At 63.4% G+C, this 16,267-nt stretch carries 18 protein-coding genes; 6 read left to right on the top strand and 12 right to left on the bottom strand.

The window, feature by feature from the left end; genetic code table 11:
• From CF161_RS16840 to soxR, 4 genes are all read right to left on the bottom strand, one after another.
• Positions 1-285: hypothetical protein (locus CF161_RS16840; RefSeq protein ID WP_020297817.1), on the bottom strand; the 285-nt coding region annotated here is incomplete at its 3' end.
• A 15-nt stretch (positions 286-300) separates the two neighbouring features.
• Entirely contained in the window at positions 301-945 is a 645-nt protein-coding gene (locus CF161_RS16835) for a 4Fe-4S cluster-binding domain-containing protein (RefSeq protein ID WP_020297816.1), read from the bottom strand.
• A complete protein-coding gene (locus CF161_RS16830; protein WP_256206403.1) occupies positions 942-2,816 on the bottom strand; it encodes an AAA family ATPase in 1,875 nt (624 codons plus the stop codon). The genes CF161_RS16835 and CF161_RS16830 overlap by 4 nt, the downstream gene beginning before the upstream one ends.
• Positions 2,817-2,905: 89 nt before the next feature.
• Positions 2,906-3,355 (bottom strand): redox-sensitive transcriptional activator SoxR, encoded by a 450-nt coding sequence (gene soxR / locus CF161_RS16825; RefSeq protein ID WP_020297814.1) that lies wholly within the window; start codon positions 3,353-3,355, stop codon positions 2,906-2,908.
• A 110-nt stretch (positions 3,356-3,465) separates the two neighbouring features.
• On the opposite strand from soxR, the gene CF161_RS16820 reads away from it, so the two are divergent.
• Positions 3,466-3,861: an antibiotic biosynthesis monooxygenase gene (locus CF161_RS16820; protein WP_020297813.1), complete on the top strand. Its 396-nt coding sequence runs from the start codon at positions 3,466-3,468 to the stop codon at positions 3,859-3,861.
• A gap of 2 nt (positions 3,862-3,863) precedes the next feature.
• Here CF161_RS16820 and CF161_RS16815 read toward each other — a convergent pair whose 3' ends face one another.
• The 4 genes from CF161_RS16815 to msuE all read right to left on the bottom strand — a co-directional run bounded on the left by CF161_RS16815 (position 3,864) and on the right by msuE (position 8,026).
• Positions 3,864-4,964, bottom strand: a complete 1,101-nt coding sequence (locus tag CF161_RS16815; RefSeq protein ID WP_020297812.1) for a sigma-54-dependent Fis family transcriptional regulator — start codon at positions 4,962-4,964, stop codon at positions 3,864-3,866.
• Positions 4,965-4,987: 23 nt separating this feature from the next.
• Positions 4,988-6,205: an acyl-CoA dehydrogenase family protein gene (locus tag CF161_RS16810; protein WP_177326786.1), complete on the bottom strand. Its 1,218-nt coding sequence runs from the start codon at positions 6,203-6,205 to the stop codon at positions 4,988-4,990.
• A 102-nt stretch (positions 6,206-6,307) separates the two neighbouring features.
• Entirely contained in the window at positions 6,308-7,453 is a 1,146-nt protein-coding gene (ssuD, locus tag CF161_RS16805) for an FMNH2-dependent alkanesulfonate monooxygenase (protein ID WP_020297810.1), read from the bottom strand.
• Between the two features lie 9 nt (positions 7,454-7,462).
• Positions 7,463-8,026: an FMN reductase gene (msuE, locus tag CF161_RS16800; protein WP_020297809.1), complete on the bottom strand. Its 564-nt coding sequence runs from the start codon at positions 8,024-8,026 to the stop codon at positions 7,463-7,465.
• 398 nt (positions 8,027-8,424) lie between these two features.
• On the opposite strand from msuE, the gene CF161_RS16795 reads away from it, so the two are divergent.
• The 4 genes from CF161_RS16795 to CF161_RS16780 all read left to right on the top strand — a co-directional run bounded on the left by CF161_RS16795 (position 8,425) and on the right by CF161_RS16780 (position 12,656).
• Entirely contained in the window at positions 8,425-8,694 is a 270-nt protein-coding gene (locus CF161_RS16795; protein WP_020297807.1) for a hypothetical protein, read from the top strand.
• A 102-nt stretch (positions 8,695-8,796) separates the two neighbouring features.
• Positions 8,797-9,411 carry a LysE family translocator gene (locus tag CF161_RS16790; RefSeq protein ID WP_020297806.1) on the top strand — a complete coding sequence of 205 codons (615 nt, stop codon included), beginning with the start codon at positions 8,797-8,799 and terminating at the stop codon, positions 9,409-9,411.
• 209 nt (positions 9,412-9,620) lie between these two features.
• Positions 9,621-10,790 carry a cysteine desulfurase family protein gene (locus CF161_RS16785; protein ID WP_020297805.1) on the top strand — a complete coding sequence of 390 codons (1,170 nt, stop codon included), beginning with the start codon at positions 9,621-9,623 and terminating at the stop codon, positions 10,788-10,790.
• A gap of 57 nt (positions 10,791-10,847) precedes the next feature.
• The gene (locus CF161_RS16780; RefSeq protein WP_020297804.1) at positions 10,848-12,656 is read left to right on the top strand and encodes an aminopeptidase P family protein; all 1,809 of its coding nucleotides are present in this window, start codon (positions 10,848-10,850) and stop codon (positions 12,654-12,656) included.
• A gap of 50 nt (positions 12,657-12,706) precedes the next feature.
• Here the strand turns inward: CF161_RS16780 and CF161_RS16775 are convergent, their stop codons facing one another.
• Positions 12,707-13,297 carry a 2-hydroxychromene-2-carboxylate isomerase gene (locus CF161_RS16775; RefSeq protein WP_020297803.1) on the bottom strand — a complete coding sequence of 197 codons (591 nt, stop codon included), beginning with the start codon at positions 13,295-13,297 and terminating at the stop codon, positions 12,707-12,709.
• 35 nt (positions 13,298-13,332) lie between these two features.
• Positions 13,333-14,073 carry an SDR family oxidoreductase gene (locus tag CF161_RS16770; RefSeq protein WP_020297802.1) on the bottom strand — a complete coding sequence of 247 codons (741 nt, stop codon included), beginning with the start codon at positions 14,071-14,073 and terminating at the stop codon, positions 13,333-13,335.
• Between the two features lie 93 nt (positions 14,074-14,166).
• Between CF161_RS16770 and CF161_RS16765 the strand changes: the two genes are divergently transcribed.
• Positions 14,167-14,730, top strand: a complete 564-nt coding sequence (locus CF161_RS16765) for a TetR/AcrR family transcriptional regulator (RefSeq protein ID WP_020297801.1) — start codon at positions 14,167-14,169, stop codon at positions 14,728-14,730.
• A gap of 11 nt (positions 14,731-14,741) precedes the next feature.
• On the opposite strand, the gene CF161_RS16760 is transcribed toward CF161_RS16765, so the two are convergent.
• Together CF161_RS16760 and rhtA are read right to left on the bottom strand one after the other, a co-directional pair.
• Positions 14,742-15,023 carry a hypothetical protein gene (locus tag CF161_RS16760; protein WP_020297800.1) on the bottom strand — a complete coding sequence of 94 codons (282 nt, stop codon included), beginning with the start codon at positions 15,021-15,023 and terminating at the stop codon, positions 14,742-14,744.
• Positions 15,024-15,202: 179 nt separating this feature from the next.
• The gene (rhtA, locus tag CF161_RS16755; protein ID WP_020297799.1) at positions 15,203-16,090 is read right to left on the bottom strand and encodes a threonine/homoserine exporter RhtA; all 888 of its coding nucleotides are present in this window, start codon (positions 16,088-16,090) and stop codon (positions 15,203-15,205) included.
• Positions 16,091-16,267: the final 177 nt, after the last annotated feature.

Here is a 16,267-nt window from a genome sequence, read left to right as displayed (position 1 = left end):
GACGGGGGCGGCGCTGGCCGGGTCGGCGCCGCACGCCAGGCACATGATGTCGCCGGGGTCCATGGGGTGCCCGGCGGTGCAGTGCAGGCCAATGGGCGCGGCGTCCAGAGTCTGCTGCTGGGCCAGCAGTTCCTGGGTGATCACCGGTTGCGGGTGCCAGCCGTCCGGGTGGATGGCCTCGGCGGAAAGCTCCCAGCCACAGGGCCGGTCATCCGGCAGCTGGCCTTCGCAAAAGATTTCCGCCAGCGGGCGTGCGGTCTGGCAATTGGGGCAAAAACGTATCATCGGTGGCAATTCCGGTTAACGGCGGCGTGAGGTATGGGCGCTGATCTGGAGTTGGTGACCCTGCTCGTGCAACAGGTCGCGCAGTTGCAACAAGTCGTCACGGCGCGGGATGCCGGCCATCCAGATGCTGCCATCGTCATCGAACATAAGGTCCAGAGCCCGGTCGTCCGCCTGCAATGGGCGCTCGTAGGCGCCCAGGCGTTGCCGACCCAGCTCAGTGAAAAAAATCAGGCGTTGGTTATCGCTGCCCCGTAGGACCTGCGTTTGCGCCTGTTGTTGCTCGAACGGGTCGCAGATCAGTGCATCGAGCAAACCCTCGGCGCGTTGCAGCAACGGTTGCAGGGTTTCCAGCGAGTGGCCGCTGTACACCAGGATATCGACCCGGGTGCGCTGGCGCAGGGCGCCGAGCAGGGCCAGCAGGGCGTCGGGCTGGTCGAACGGCTCGCCGCCGGAGAGGGTGATGCCCTCGGCCTCGGCCAGCCACGGCTGGATATCGTCCAGCAGTTGCGCCAGGGCCAGCGGCCGTTTGCCGGGGCCCCAGGTGTCGGCGGAAATACAGCCATCGCAGCGGATGCTGCAGCCCTGGAACCAGATGCCCAGGCGCCGACCCGGCCCCAGGGTGGTGACCGGGAAATGCACCCGCGACAGGCTGATATTCACAGGGTACGGCGTTCCAGCAGCAGGCCTTCGGCGTTCAATTGGCTGATCTGGAAGTGCTCGCCAGGTTGCGCATCCTGGTCGAACAGCGCCCGGGCCAGCGGGTTGAGCAGGTGCGCCTCGAGCTGGTTGCGAATGCCCCGGCCGCCGTTGGACAGGTCATGCAGGCACAGGTCGCGCAGGCTTTGCAGGGAACCGGCGTCCAGCTCGATGTGCAGCGCCTGGGCCGTGAGGTCGGCCAGGGTATTGCCGACCATCTGGTGAAAGATCTCGCCGGCCACGTCCTCACGGATGAAATCGAAGACGATGATGTTTTCGCCGATGCGGTTGAGGATCTCTGGCCGGTTGAGCACCAGTTTGAAGTAACGCTCGATTTCCCCCAGGACCTTGCCCTGGACCACCGGGAAGGTTTCCCCCGGCAGCACGTTGGCCACCCGCTCGCCGTTGTCGCCCTGGCGGTAGATGCCGAGGTTGGAGGTGAAGACAATCAGCGCCTCGGAAAAATACACCCGGTCGCCCCGGCCCGAAGTGAGCACGCCGTCGTCGAGGATCTGCAGAAACTTGTCGAGGATGCGCGGGTGGGCTTTTTCGATTTCATCGAACAGCACCACGCTGAAGGGTTTTTCGCGGATGGCATTGGTCAGTTCGCCGCCGACGTCATAACCGACATAACCCGGCGGCGCGCCCACCAGGCGCTGGTCGGCATGTTCGGCGCTGAATTCCGACATATCGAAGCGGATGTACGCGCTTTCATCGCCAAATAGCAGGCTGGTCACGGTCTTCGCCAGCTCGGTCTTGCCCACCCCGGTGGGGCCGGCGAGAAAGGCCACGCCCCGGGGGCGATTGCCCTTGCGGCTGGCGCCAACGCCGGTCATGGCGCGCTTGACGATATCCAGCATGTGGGTCACGGCATGGCTCTGGCCCTTGACCCGCTGGCGGATGAAGTCGTCGGCCTGGCGAATTCGCTGGCGGTCGATCTTCAGCCACGGGTCTTCGGTGACCCCGACCTTGTAGCGCCGCACCGCATCGCCGATGCGCTCCAGGGCCAGGCCTTCGACCCGGGCCAGTTGGGCGATGGCATTCAGGTCGAGGAGCAACAGGCCTTCGGTGTTTTCGGCAAAGTCGCGGGCGGCTTTGTGCTGGGTTTCCTCGCTGGCGTCCTGGCCGCCGGCGAGGCCGCGCAGCAAGGCCGGGGCCAGGGCCAGGCGTGCTTGCTGGTCGGGCTTGGACACCGGGATATGGCGCAGGCGGGGGTTGTCGATCAGCATCCAGTCCGGCAGGTCGCCTTCTTTTTCCACCACCCAGAGAATGCTGTTGAAGAACGGTTTGCGCTGCTCGCCGGCCGGGCGACCCCGGGCCTGGTGGGACAGCACCAGGGCCTGGGTGAAGAGTTGGTGTTCGGCTGGGGTCAGGGCGTCGTTGCGGATGACCAGGCGCGAGGCGAAATCGACAACCAGCGCCAGGGGCTCGCCGGGGCGATTGACCAGGCGCTGCAAGGTGGCGCTGAGCAGGTCGGTGCCGGCTGGCGCGGCGCCTTCCACCGGGGTCAGGCCCAGTTCGCGCAGCAGGGTGTCGGCAATGGCCGGGTCGGCCCCGGGTGGCTGCAACACGCGAAACCCGGCCAGCGGGTCCCAACTGATGACCTGGCTGTAGCCGGCCGCCAGCAGTTCGTCGCGCAGGTTGAGGTTGAAGGTCTGGGGCGTGATGACCCCGGGTGCGACTTCGCTGGCCTGCAGGTCGCGGACATTGCCAGACAGCACGAACTGACTTTTAAGGGGCAGGAAACGCAGCAGGTCACGCAGCCAGCGCGGCTTTTCGAAGGTGGCAATCCGTGGCATGTAAGGGTGCTCAATGGAGGAGGCAGTTGCGGACATTAGCATAGGGTCGATTTTGCTGACGACGACCTACGGCCTGTTCCTACGTGCTCGTCAGATTTCTTAACCTTCTCGGCCACGAGCCCGGCTTAATCCTGGAGGTGCGCCCCCGGTCCGCGTTCGCCCAGCACGTCACCAAAATTGCGCAGCGGGCAGGCTTCCATGGACAGGCAGCCACAGCCCATGCAGCCATTGAGCTGGTCGCGCAGCCAGATCAGTTTGCTGATGCGCTCGTCCAGGTCATTGCGCCACTGGGCGGAAAGATTTTTCCAGTCCGCTGCCGTGGGCGCCCGGCCATCGGGCAACGCCTGCAAGGCTTCGCCGATGGTGGCCAGGGGGATGCCCAGGCGCTGGGCGATCTTGATCAGTGCCACCCGGCGCAGCACCTCGCGGTGGTAGCGGCGCTGGTTGCCCGCATTGCGATTGCTTTTGATCAGGCCCTTGGATTCGTAGAAGTGCAGGGCGGTGACCGCCACGCCGCTGCGCTCCGAGAGTTGGCCAACGGTCAGTTCCTTGTGGATGTTGTCGCTGCAGATCATGGACGGCCCCGGATTGAAAAAGTGACTTGACCTCTAGTTAACTCGAGGTTTTACCCTGCGCACCTTCGAATCGCAAGATTTCCGTTTTCACTTGTCCGTGGGGATTGGCCATGCACCTGCCCGAGAAAAACCGCAGCTTCACGCAATTGATCGAATTCGAAATCGAGCCCCACCAGCAGCCGGGGCTGGTGGCCGCGCTGTCGGCGCAGACCGAGCGCCTGGCCCAGGACCATGAAGGGTTCTTGAGTGCCAGCGTGCAGGCCAGCGACGACGGGCGGCGGGTCCTCAACTACCTGCAATGGCAATCACGGGAGGCTGGGGAGGCGGCCTTTCGCAGTTTTGAAAACGGCGAGCAGGACTTCTGGCAACTGATTCACGCCTATCAGGCCAGGACCGTGACCTTCGGTTCGTTCCAGGTGCTGCGCAGCATCGAGCGCAGCCCGGACGACGCCTTGCACTGCCTGTTGGTCGAGCCGCAAACGCCGGCTCCGCAACGGGTCAACTGACGTTATATCGACAGCTGCAGGGTGCGTTCGCTGGGGCCTTCGACCGGCCGCCTTTTGTTGACGGCCAGCTCGCCGATCTTGATCAGTCGGGTGCGGGTGACGTTGCGGCTCAGGCCCAGCAGGTTGGCGGTGTGCACCTGGTTGTAGTGGCTGAAGCGATAGGCCGCGCGCAGCAGGGCGTCTTCGACTTTCTCGTGCAGGGCCCCGGCCTGTTCTTCAAACAATTTATGGAAGGCCCGATCGAGCAGGGCCTGGGCCGAGTCGTCCTGGGTGCCGTGGCCGTCGTCCGGGCGTTCGATGCGCATGTTCGACAGGCGCAGGTCGTCGCGCTCGATCACCCCGTTGCGGCAGATCAGCAGGGTGTGGTGAATCACGTTTTCCAGCTCGCGGATATTGCCCGGCCAACTGTAGCTCTTGAGCTTGGCTTCGGCCTCGCTGCTCAGGGACACACTGCCGTAACCCAGGCGCTGGCTGTAGGCGTCGATAAAGTGCCGGGTCAGCGGCAGGATATCGCCGGGGCGCTCGCGCAATGGGCTCAGTTCCAGGCTGACCACGTCCAGGCGGTAGTACAGGTCTTCGCGGAAATGCCCGGCGTTGATGGCTTTTTCCAGTTGCACGTTGGTCGCCGCCAGCACCCGCACATCGATCGGGATGCTTTTGCGCGAGCCCAGGCGCACCACTTCGCGCTCCTGTAACACCCGCAGCAACTTGACCTGGATCGCCATCGGCAAGTCGCCGATCTCATCCAGGAACAGGGTGCCGCCGTTGGCCTCCTCGAACCAGCCGGCCTTGGCACTCAGGGCGCCGGTGAACGCGCCTTTTTCATGGCCGAACAGTTCGGCCTCCACCAGGGATTCGGAGAACGCGCCGCAGTTGACCGCCACGAACGGCCGGTTGCGACGCGCGCTGAGGTTGTGGATATGTCGCGCCACCAGCTCTTTGCCGGTACCGGTCTCGCCGATGATCAGGACGCTGGCTTCGCTCGGCGCGACCTGTTGCAAGTGGGCGAGCAGGGCCCGGGATTTCGGGTCCTCGAAGACTTGGGCGGTGGCCCGGATCGAGGTCGCCAGCGCGGGCGAGGGCGGTAAGGTCAAAAGCTGCATGGACACGCTCCGGGAACAGAAGGCTATGAATAGAAAGTCGGTGTCGGCAGGGACTGGTTCAGTGCCCAGTCGCCCAGCTCATGGAGTTTGTAGTCCAGCGGGTCGTGCAGGGTCTGGGTGCGCAGGTTGCGCCAATGCCGGTCCAGGCGCAGCGAGGCATGGGTGGAGCGGGCGCCGGTGACCTCGAACAACTTGCTGCACAGCTCAAGCCCGTTGCGGCTGGCGGCGACCTTGGCGGTGGCGATGGCGGTGGCCAGGTGCCCGCGTTCTTCGGCGCTCAGGGCCGGACCCCGGGCCCAGGCCTTGTCCAGCAGGTCGGCGGCGCGTTCCACCAGCAGGCGCACGCCTTCCAGGGCGACCCAGAATTCGCCGTAGTGGCTGAGCACGTAAGGGTCCTGGCGCACGTCCTGGGCGCTGGATTTATGCCAGGGCCGGGTTTCGGTCAGGGTGTATTGCCGAGCTTCCTCGAACGCGCCTTCGGCGATGCCGAGGAACATATGGGTAAAGGTCAGCTGGGCGATCAGCGGCCGCAGGCAGGCGAACGGCGTGCTCAGCGGGCCCGGGTCGAGCAGTAACTCCGACTCTTCGACCCGCACCCGTTCGAAGCTGGCGCTGCCGCTGTCGGTCTGGCGCTGGCCCATGTTGTTCCAGTCGTTGTGCAGGGTGATGCCGCTGCGGCCGCTGGGGATGGCGGCGATCAGCAGCTTGCCGCCGGCGCTTTCATCGACCGCCGAGGCGATGAGCATTTCCGAATCGCTGGCGCCGGAGCAGAAGCTCTTCTTGCCGGAAAACTCGCGCCAGCCGCCGAGGTTCTTGACCACGGTACGGGTGTCCAGGGGGTTGAGGGCATTGCCCCAGAACCAGTTTTTGCGCGCGGTCTGTTCGAACCAGGGCTGCCACTGCTCGGGGCGGGCAAACAGGCGCACGGTGGCCAGCATCAGGTGATGAAAACCGAAGACGTGGGCGATCGAACTGTCGACCTTGGCGAACTCGCGGACGATGTTCAGGGTGTCGCTCCAGCTGGCGCCGAGGCCGCCGTACTGGGTGGGAATGCTCAGGGCCAGCAGCCCGCTCTGGCGCAGGGCATCGCGCTGGGCCTTGGGGGTGCCGCCACGCTCATCGCGTTCGACGGCGGTCAGGGCAAACTCGGCGGCCAGTTGGCGGGCGGTCTGCAGGGGGGACAACAGGGCGCTTTGCGGCTTGGCAGTCACGCGGTGTTCCTCATGGAGAAGCGTGGTCATCGCAAACCTTGCGCAGCAGTCGTACTCCCCTCCAATGGGCTGGCCATGCAGCACGGCCCATCGGGTTTGCACGACCACCGCGCGACACAGGTTTGCGAGCAATCAGGCCTTGGCGTGTGCGGGGAGGACATCGTTGGCGATCATTTCGCCAAACGGCCCGGTGAGGTTGGTGATGCCACGGCCGGCAAGGCTGGCGTAGGGCTCCGGTAGCAGCGGGAACACCAGCTCGGCGAAGCGGTAGGCCTCTTCCAGATGCGGGTAGCCGGAGAAGATAAAGCTCTCGATGCCCAGGTCCGCGTATTCCTTGATGCGTGCCGCCACCTGCTCGGGGTTGCCCACCAGCGCGGTGCCGGCGCCGCCACGAACCAGGCCGACCCCGGCCCAGAGGTTGGGGGCGATTTCCAGGTTATCGCGGCGCCCGTCGTGCAGCGCGGCCATGCGGCGCTGGCCTTCGGAGTCGAAGCGGGAAAAGGATTTCTGCGCGGCGGCGATGGTTTCGTCGCTGATGTGCTCGATGAGTTTGGCGGCGGCTTTCCAGGCGTCCTCTTCGGTTTCGCGCACGATCACGTGCAGGCGGATGCCGAATTTCACGGTCCGGCCATGGCGCGCGGCGCGTTCGCGGACGTCGGCGAGTTTTTCGGCCACGGCGGCCGGTGGCTCGCCCCAGGTCAGGTACACATCCACCTGTTCGGCCGCCAGGTCATGGGCCGCGTCGGAGGAGCCGCCGAAGTACAGCGGTGGATAGGGCTTCTGCACCGGTGGGTACAGGGCCTTGGCGTTCTGCACCTGCAAGTGCTTGCCTTCGAAGTCCACGGCCTCGCCTTGCAGCACCCGACGCCAGATCTTGAGGAACTCGTCGGTCACTTCGTAGCGTTCGCTGTGGTCGAGGAAGATCCCGTCGCCACGGTTTTCATCGGGGTCGCCGCCGGTGACCACGTTGATCAGCAAACGGCCGTTGGACAGCCGATCCAGGGTCGCGGCCATGCGTGCCGAGACCGTGGGCGAAATGATCCCCGGGCGGATCGCCACCAGGTAGCGCAGGCGTTCGGTCAGGGGCACCAGGGCCGAGGCGATGACCCAGGAGTCTTCGCAGGAGCGGCCGGTGGGGATCAGCACCCCGTGGTAGCCCAGGCTGTCGGCGGCCTGGGCCACTTGTTTCAGGTAATTGAGGGTGACCGGGCGCGCGCCCTGGGTGGTGCCCAGGTAATGGCCGTCGCCGTGGGTCGGAAGAAACCAGAAAACATCCATGACAGGTCCTTAAGCGATTTTCAGCAGATTTTTCGGATGGGCGCCGAACAGGGGAGCGGCGCGTTCTGCAGCAAGGCGAATGCGGGCCTTCAAGGGCTCACTGGTTATTTGGTAATTGGCGAAGTCGGCTTCAGTGGCATAGACCCCGATCGGCAGCGTCAGGGCCTGGAAGAAACTGAACAGCGGGCGCAACTGGTGATCGAGCACCAGGGCATGCCGCTCGCTGCCACCGGTGGCGGCCAGCAGCACCGGGGTGTCGATCAGCGCATTGAGGTCGATCAGGTCGAACAGGTGCTTGAGCAGGCCCGGGTAGGAGCCGCGATACACCGGGGCGGCGACGATCAACAGGTCGGCGCTTTCGATGGCTTGCAGCTCGGCTTCGATCTCGGCCGGCAACTCCTGGCGCGACAGTGCGGCGCCCAGGGGCCGGGCAATGTCGCCCAGTTCGATCAGCTTGCTGTCGATCGGCAACTGTTCGGCCAGTTCGGCGAGCAGGGCCTGGGTCAGCACCAGGGTGCGCGAGGGACGCCAGGTACCGCCGGAAAGGGCAACGACTTTCAATGGACGCGACATGATCAGTTCCTTTTTAAACAGTGGCTCGAGGAGCAGTGAGAAGTCCCAGAGCCTGAGCAAGAGCTGTACCAACGACCGCAGCCCAGGTATTACGGGGCTTGTAGCCCATTGGTAGGGTGTCGGGTGCTGTTGCCTGAGTCGGCTTTTGTTGATTGGCTGTTGCCTGGCAAACAGTTGCTCAGGCAACAGCAGTGCAACGGATGACCCGTTATAAAGCCTTGTTGTTATTCCTCAAAAGAGCGTATTTCCATATTTATAGATCGTTAAGAAATATCTGGAGCGTCACCAACGGGTACATAAACAGTCGATAGCGACTATCGAGGCCGTTGATTTTTCTCTGCCCGAAGGCGGGCGTAGCCTGTGTCCATTGTTCGCAACCCGCTTTCCAGGAACCTGCCATGAACCGTCTTCCCGCCCTTTTGCTGTTGCTCGCCGCCACTGTCCTTGCCGGTTGCGCCAGCCCTTCCACCCCCGAATTGCGGCCCTACACGGCCGAAGAAAGCCGCGAACTGGCCCTGGAGGCGCTGAGCCGTCGCGGGTTGTCGTTCGATGAATACCAGCAGAAAAAAGCCCAATTGCTGGGCCTGCCGCAAAAGGTCCAGGGCTTCGACGGGCAGGGTGAGATGAGCGCCGAGCGTGGCCTGAATCTTCACGGGCGGGCCAGCTGAGGCTTCTGTACTGCTCGAAGTTTTCCCTAACTGTCCGTGGGTTTCGCGCCTGGGCTGGAATAAGGTCAATGCCTGACTGACCTGCCCCAAGGACTTGCCCCCATGACTCTCTCCCCGGACCTGCTGCTGGCGTTTGCCTTGTTTGCGTTGGTCACCTCCATCACCCCCGGACCGAACAACACCATGCTCCTGGCGTCAGGGGTCAACTTCGGTTTCAACCGTTCGATCCCCCATATCCTTGGCATCAGCTGCGGCTTCTTCGTCCTCGTATTAGCGGTCGGCCTGGGGCTGGGCGCGGTGTTCGAGGCGTACCCGGTGCTGTACAGCGTGTTGCGTTATGTCGGCGCGGCCTATTTGTTGTACCTGGCGTGGAAGATCGCCCGCTCCGGGCCAATGTCCGAGACCGAGCAAGGCCAGGGCAAACCCATTAGTTACTGGGGCGCCGCGGCGTTTCAATGGGTCAACCCCAAGGCCTGGGTGATGGCCGTCGGCGCCATCAGCACCTACACCCCCTTGCAGGGCTATTTCACCAATGTGCTGGTGATCTCGGCGGTCTTCGCCTTGATCAATGCACCGACCGTCAGCCTGTGGGCGGCCTGCGGCAGCCTGTTGCGCAATGTGCTGCGTAACCCGCGCTGGTTGCGCCTGTTCAATCTGGGCATGGCGGCCTTGCTGGTGATTTCCCTGTACCCGTTGCTGCTCGAAAGCTTTGGCTGAACCGCTTCAACCCGGCGCCAGTAGCCTGTTAAGCTGATTTCAGGAGCGTTCCTACGCACTTTTAAACGAAGTTGTTTTTCTTTAACTGCATTCGATCGGCTGTTGCCGGGCTGTCCTGCCGTTGTCGCGTGGCCTTCGGGCCTGCGCTGTGAGCGGCAACAGGACGCCCCGCGGCCTGATCCTGGAATAGCCTCTGTGGGTTTTCTGTCATGAATAAACGTCCTCTTTATTTCGACTACGCCGCCACCACGCCGGTGGATGAGCGAGTCATCCAGGTGCTGGTGGAGTGTCTGGGGTTTGCCGGCAACTTCGGCAACCCGGCGTCCAGCTCCCACGCGTTCGGCCAACAGGCACGACGCAGTGTCGAACTGGCGCGCCAGCAGGTCGCGCAATTGGTGGGTGCAAGCGCCGAGCAGATCGTCTGGACCTCCGGTGCCACCGAGTCCAACAACCTGGCGCTCAAGGGTGTGGCCCAGGCGCGCGGGGTGCCCGGCGGCCACATCATCACCAGCCAGATCGAACACAAGGCGATTCTCGATACCGCCAAACAATTGCAGGAAGCCGGCATCGCCGTGACCTACCTGGTGCCGGATGCCGAAGGGCTGATCAGCGCCCAGGCCGTCAGCGAGGCGCTGCGTGACGACACCTTTCTGGTGTCGCTGATGCTGGTCAACAACGAGCTGGGCACGCTCAACGACATTCCGGCCATCGGCCAGGTGGTGCGTGAGCACGGTGCATTGCTGCATGTGGACGCGGCGCAAGGCGCGGGCAAGGTGGCCATCGACCTGGCGCAATGGCCGGTGGACCTGATGTCGTTTTCCGCACACAAGATCTACGGCCCCAAGGGCATCGGCGCGCTGTATGTCGGCCCGCGCGCGCAACAGCGCTTGCAGGCGCAGATTCACGGCGGGGGCCACGAGGGCGGCTTGCGTTCCGGCACCCTGGCCACCCACCAGATTGCCGCGATGGGCGCCGCTTTTGCCCTGGCCGCCGAGCACTTTGAGCAGGAGGCCACGACCATCGCCAGCCTGCGCGCGCGCCTGCTTGAACAACTGGCCGATATTCCCGGCCTGCGGCTCAATGGCAGCGCCACGCAGCGTATTCCCCACACCCTGAGCCTGACTTTTAATGAAGGGGCGTTCGATGGCGCAGCCTTGAGCGCGTCCATGGCGTTTTCCGCGACCTCGGCCTGCAATTCGGCGAGCAATGCGCCGTCCCATGTGCTGCTGGCACTGGGGCATGACGCCCGGTCTGCCGGCCGCACCATTCGCCTGAGCCTGGGGCGGTTCACCACTGAGCAAGACATCGATCAGGCCGCACACTTGATCAAGGCCGCCGTGGCCAGTGCGCCTGCGTTCTGGGCGGTGGCCCAACCCTGAATAGGGGCGGGCTGCAACCTTCTATAACAATGATCCAAACGGTTAGCAGGAGAGACAATGAGTACGCAGCCTTTGACCCAAGGAACGGTCCCCCAGCGCCTGGCGCGCACCCGCGAACTGATGCGCCGCGAGGGTATCCACGGATTGCTGGTGCCATCGGCCGACCCGCACCTGTCGGAATACCTGCCGGGCTACTGGCAGGGCCGGCAATGGTTGTCGGGGTTTCATGGCTCGGTCGGGACCCTGATCGTGACGGCGGACTTCGCCGGGGTCTGGGCGGATAGCCGGTACTGGGAACAGGCGACCAAGGAACTCAAAGGCAGTGGTATCGAACTGGTCAAGTTGCTGCCGGGGCAACCCGGGCCCCTGGACTGGCTGGCCGAGCACACGCCCGAAGGCGCGGTGGTGGCGGTGGATGGCGCGGTGATGGCGGTGGCGTCGGCGCGCACTCTGGGCGGCAAGTTGGAGCAACGGGGCGCTCGCTTGCGCACCGATATCGACCTGCTGCAGCAGGTCTGGAGCGATCGTCCGGCCTTGCCGAATCAGCCGATCTATCAACACTTGCCGCCCGAAGCCACGGTCAGTCGCGTCGAAAAACTGGCCAACCTGCGGCAAACCCTGAAGGCGCGTGGGGCGGACTGGCACTTCATCGCCACCCTCGATGACATCGCCTGGTTGTTCAACCTGCGCGGCGCCGATGTGTCGTTCAACCCGGTGTTCGTCTCCTTTGCCTTGATCAGCCAAGAGCAGGCCACCTTGTTTGTGGCCCTGGGCAAGGTCGACGCGTCGCTGCGCGCGGTACTTGAGCAGGACGGTGTGAGCCTGCGCGATTACAGCGAAGTGGCCGCCGCCTTGAGCGCGGTGCCTGCGGGGGCCAGTGTGCAGATCGACCCGGCGCGGGTCACTGCCGGTTTGTTGGGCAACCTGGACAACGCGGTGACGCTGGTCGAAGGCCTGAACCCGACGACCCTGGCCAAGTCGCAAAAGAGTCTGGCCGACGCCGAACATATCCGCCAAGCCATGGAACAGGACGGTGCCGCGCTCTGCGAGTTCTTCGCCTGGCTCGACAGTGCCCTGGGCCGGGAGCGCATCACCGAACTGACCATCGACGAACACCTCACCGCGGCCCGTACCCGGCGCCCGGGTTATGTTTCGCTGAGCTTCAATACCATCGCCGCATTCAACGCCAACGGCGCGATGCCCCACTACCACGCCACGCCCGAGGAACACGCGCTGATCGAGGGGGACGGGCTGTTGTTGATCGACTCCGGTGGCCAATACCTGGGCGGCACCACCGACATCACGCGCATGGTGCCGATCGGCACCCCGAGCGCCGAGCAGAAGGCCGATTGCACCCGGGTGCTCAAGGGCGTCATCGCGCTGTCCCGGGCGCAGTTTCCCCGGGGCATTCTCTCGCCCTTGCTGGACGCCATCGCCCGTGCGCCGATCTGGGCTGAAGGCGTGGACTACGGTCATGGCACCGGCCATGGCGTGGGCTACTTCCTCAACGTGCATGAGGGCCCGCAAGTGATTGCCTACCAGGCCGTGCCGGCACCGCACACGGCGATGCAGCCGGGGATGATCACGTCCATCGAACCGGGCACCTATCGGCCGGGCCGCTGGGGCGTGCGTATCGAAAACCTGGTGTTGAATCGTGAAGCAGGCAGTACCGAGTTCGGTGAGTTCCTGAGGTTTGAAACCCTGACCCTGTGCCCGATCGACACCCGCTGCCTGCAACCTTCGTTGTTGACCCAGGACGAGCGCGATTGGCTCAACGCCTACCACGCCGAAGTCCGCCAGCGCCTGAGCCCGTTGCTGCAAGGCGCTGCCCTGGCCTGGCTGAACACCCGCACCGCGGCGATCTGATTGCCGACTACGCCGTCTGCCCCAGGCAGGCGGCGCAGGGTAGGGGGAGATCAGCTCAGGGCTTCGCGCACGAAGTCCAGGCGATCCTGGCCGAAGAACAGCTGATTATCGACAAACATGCTCGGCGCCCCGAATACGCCGCGCTGCAGGGCGTCCTCGGTTTTGTCCTTGAGGACCGTCTTGACCTCTTCATCCTCGCACAGCGCAAGAATTTCCCGGGGGTCGAAGCCGCCCTGGCTCAGGGTGGCGGCCACCACTGCCGGATCGTTGAGGTTGCGTTGGTCGACCCACAGCGCGCGGAACAGACAATCGATAAACTCCCCGAAGCGTTCAGGGTGGCGCAATTGGACGCCGGTCACTGCGCGCATCAGTTGCAGGGTGTTGATCGGGAAGTGCGGGTTGAAGTTGAGCGTCACCTGGTAGCGTCTGGCGTAGCGCGCCAGGTCTTGCAGCATGTAGCGACCTTTGGCGGGAATGGTCACGGGTGAGGCATTGCCGGTGGTCTTGAACACGCCTCCGAGCAACATCGGTTGGTAAATCAGCTGGCTGCCGGTCTCGGCGCAGATCTTGGGCAATTGGGTGTAGGCCAGGTAAGACGTGGGGCTGCCCAGGTCGAAGAAGAACTCGACGCTTTTGCTCATGGAAGGTACTCCCTGATTGTTGTTATTGAGGGGGGTTACCAGCGCTCGTTCCACGGCCGCAGGTCGAGCTCGAAGGTCCAGGCGTCCCGAGGCTGGCTGTGCAGGTACCAGTAGTTGTCGGCGATGTGCTCGGGATTGAGGATGCCGTCCTGGTCCTTGAGCGCGTATTTTTCCGGGAAGTTGCTGCGGATAAAGTCGGTATCGATCGCGCCGTCGACCACCACGTGCGCGACGTGGATATTCAGCGGGCCCAGCTCTCGCGCCATGCTTTGTGCCAGCGCGCGAATACCGTGCTTGGCTCCGGCGAACGCGGCGAAACCGGCGGCGCCCCGCAGGCCGGCAGTGGCGCCGGTGAACAGGATGGTCCCACGTTGGCGGGTGACCATGCGCTTGGCGACTTCCCGCCCATTGAGGAAGCCGGAGAAGCAGGCCATTTCCCAGATCTTGAAGTATTTGCGTGCCGTCTCTTCAAGGATGCTGCACGGCACATTGGCGCCGATATTGAAGACGAAGGCCTCGATCGGGCCGACCTGGGTTTCGATTTGCTCGATCAACGCCACCACGTCCTCTTCCTTGCGTGCATCGCAAGCGAACCCATGGGCCTCGCCGCCTGCTTGCTGGATGGACTCGACCAGCGGCTGCAGCTTGTCGGCGCTGCGCCGTGTGACACAGGCGACGTACCCTTCTGCGGCGAAGCGCCTGGCGATGGCGCCGCCGGTGGCATCGCCAGCCCCAACGACCAATACGACTTTCTTGTTATCAATGATTGCAGTCATGGTGGGATCACTCATTGGTAAACGATCGTTAACTAAACGAACGTTATGCTACGATTCGCAGCGCGTCAAGACGAGAGATCAGCGAGGCAGACCATGCGTTATTCAGCCAGTCACAAGCAGGAAACCCGGGAGCGGCTGCTGCAAAGCAGCGCGGTGTCGGCCAAAAAAGAAGGCTTTTCCAGTGTCGGGGTGGATGGGCTGATGAAGGCTATCGGGCTGAGTGGCGGTGCGTTTTATAGCCACTTCTCGTCCAAGGACGAACTGTTCGCCACGATCGTCGAGCGTGAGCTGAGCCATAGCCTGGAGCGGCTGGGTGGGGAGGGCGAGCAAAGTCTGGCCAGGTTGCGCCGTTGCCTCAAGCAATACCTGAGCATGAGTCACGTCGAACAACCGGAGGCTGGGTGCGCGTTACCGACATTGGGTGCGGAAATTTCCCGGGCATCGGTGGAGGTGCGTCAGCAGGCGCAGGACTGGATTTGCCGTTTGCAACAATGCTGGGCCCAGACCCTGGGCGATGAAGCCCTGGCCTGGTCGATCCTGTCGCAGTGTGTGGGGGCACTGGTGGTGGCGAGAATGCTGGTCAGCCCGGACATGCAGCGCCAGGTGCTGAAGTCGAACCATGACCGGATCGTCAGCCAGCTAAGCGAACCAACCTGAGGCGGTTTCGCTTACTTGCAGATGACGATCATGCTGCGGCTGGTGTAGCCGGCGGGGTTCAGTCCGAACGGGTAGTCGCCGGGTTCTTCCGTACCGTCACCGGACTTGGCGATCACCCTATAGCCTTTGGGACCGCAGGAGTCGGTAGCGCGGGTGTAGCATTTGTCCCAGGAAGAGGACAGCCCTGAACAGTTGATATGCAGCCCCTTTTTGCCACGCTTGACCTCGGTCTTCGCGGTCGCGGCGCATCCTGCAATAGCCAGTACAGCCAACAGTATCAAAAATCGTTTCATTCCCGTCCTTAATGCCGGCCTCGAGTCTGGTGCTCGAGTGTGACGGCAGTGAGCCTGCATTGACCGCCGCTTTAGCGTTTGCGATATCCCTGTCCGAAAAGTCCGTGGTTGACGCTCCATTAGCCGGCTAAACATCGCTTAATTGAGCGCTAAATACCAGAGCTAGATCGCAGATAGAATCAATCCGCTGCGACCAAGGGTTTGGATTCGCTGCGCATGGTCATGGTCGCTCCGACCGAGGCCAGGATGATGCAGGCGATCGCGAGCCATTGCGCCAGGGACAGGTATTCATGCAGGAACAGCAAGCCGGACAAGGCGCCGAAGGCTGGTTCGATGCTCATCAATGTGCCGAAGGTGCGGGCGGGCAGCCGGGTGAGGGCGACCATCTCCAGGGTGTAGGGCAGGGCGGTCGACAAGATCGCCACGCCGAGGGCAACCGGAATCAGGGCTGGTGTCAGCAACGCCGCGCCCGCATGGGCAATGCCGACCGGGGCCACCACCATTGCGGCGATCATTACGCCGAGGGCTGCTGTCTGAATGCCGTTATCGGCACCGGCCTTTTGCCCGAACAATATATAGAGGGCCCAGCACACGCCTGCGCCCAGGGCATAGGCTGCTCCGACCAGGTCAATGCTGGTGCTGGTCTCGCCAATGGGCACCAGCAGCAGTAGCCCGATGATTGCCAGGCCTATCCACAGGAAGTCGACTGCACGCCGTGAAGCATAAATAGCCACCGCCAGCGGGCCGGTGAACTCCAGGGCCACGGCAATACCCAGGGGCACGCTTCTGAGGGACATATAGAAGAGGAGGTTCATGCCGCCCAACGCCACGCCATACACCAGTACCGTGCGCAATGACTTGGCGGTGAGCTTGGCGCGCCAGGGGCGCAGGAGCAGCAACATGATCACGCTGGCGAAAATCAGCCGCAGGGTGGTGGTGCCCTGGGCTCCGACCACGGGAAACATGCTCTTGGCCAGGGAAGCGCCGGATTGGATCGAAGCCATGGCGATTAAAAGCAGGCCGACCGGGAACAGGGTTGCACCGAGGCTGCGGGGTTGATCGTTCATTTCAGGATGTATCCGAACTAGTCAGGCGGGAGCACATCATGCTCAAGTCATTTGAATTGCGCAATATATTGCTCAAGGTGTTTCTTTCCTTCTATATAGAAGGCCGATTGGCGGGTATTTCCAGGTTATTGATAGTAAATACAAATTAGGGGTTGACGGCAGATTCTGGAAGTCTAT

It is taken from the genome of Pseudomonas sp. CF161, from assembly GCF_000416215.1.
Taxonomy (GTDB): Bacteria; Pseudomonadota; Gammaproteobacteria; order Pseudomonadales; family Pseudomonadaceae; genus Aquipseudomonas.
The sequence above is the reverse complement of the archived record's forward strand: the minus strand, read 5'-3'. Positions and strand labels throughout refer to the sequence as shown.

Bases quoted from the DNA above. Each gene is read 5' to 3' on its own strand.
- CF161_RS16830 (WP_256206403.1), bottom strand. From the start codon at position 2,816: ATGTCCGCAACTGCCTCCTCCATTGAGCACCCTTACATGCCACGGATT.
- soxR (WP_020297814.1), bottom strand. From the start codon at position 3,355: ATGATCTGCAGCGACAACATCCACAAGGAACTGACCGTTGGCCAACTC.
- CF161_RS16820 (WP_020297813.1), top strand. From the start codon at position 3,466: ATGCACCTGCCCGAGAAAAACCGCAGCTTCACGCAATTGATCGAATTC.
- CF161_RS16815 (WP_020297812.1), bottom strand. From the start codon at position 4,964: ATGCAGCTTTTGACCTTACCGCCCTCGCCCGCGCTGGCGACCTCGATC.
- CF161_RS16810 (WP_177326786.1), bottom strand. From the start codon at position 6,205: ATGACCACGCTTCTCCATGAGGAACACCGCGTGACTGCCAAGCCGCAA.
- ssuD (WP_020297810.1), bottom strand. From the start codon at position 7,453: ATGGATGTTTTCTGGTTTCTTCCGACCCACGGCGACGGCCATTACCTG.
- msuE (WP_020297809.1), bottom strand. From the start codon at position 8,026: ATGTCGCGTCCATTGAAAGTCGTTGCCCTTTCCGGCGGTACCTGGCGT.
- CF161_RS16795 (WP_020297807.1), top strand. From the start codon at position 8,425: ATGAACCGTCTTCCCGCCCTTTTGCTGTTGCTCGCCGCCACTGTCCTT.
- CF161_RS16790 (WP_020297806.1), top strand. From the start codon at position 8,797: ATGACTCTCTCCCCGGACCTGCTGCTGGCGTTTGCCTTGTTTGCGTTG.
- CF161_RS16785 (WP_020297805.1), top strand. From the start codon at position 9,621: ATGAATAAACGTCCTCTTTATTTCGACTACGCCGCCACCACGCCGGTG.
- CF161_RS16780 (WP_020297804.1), top strand. From the start codon at position 10,848: ATGAGTACGCAGCCTTTGACCCAAGGAACGGTCCCCCAGCGCCTGGCG.
- CF161_RS16775 (WP_020297803.1), bottom strand. From the start codon at position 13,297: ATGAGCAAAAGCGTCGAGTTCTTCTTCGACCTGGGCAGCCCCACGTCT.
- CF161_RS16770 (WP_020297802.1), bottom strand. From the start codon at position 14,073: ATGACTGCAATCATTGATAACAAGAAAGTCGTATTGGTCGTTGGGGCT.
- CF161_RS16765 (WP_020297801.1), top strand. From the start codon at position 14,167: ATGCGTTATTCAGCCAGTCACAAGCAGGAAACCCGGGAGCGGCTGCTG.
- CF161_RS16760 (WP_020297800.1), bottom strand. From the start codon at position 15,023: ATGAAACGATTTTTGATACTGTTGGCTGTACTGGCTATTGCAGGATGC.
- rhtA (WP_020297799.1), bottom strand. From the start codon at position 16,090: ATGAACGATCAACCCCGCAGCCTCGGTGCAACCCTGTTCCCGGTCGGC.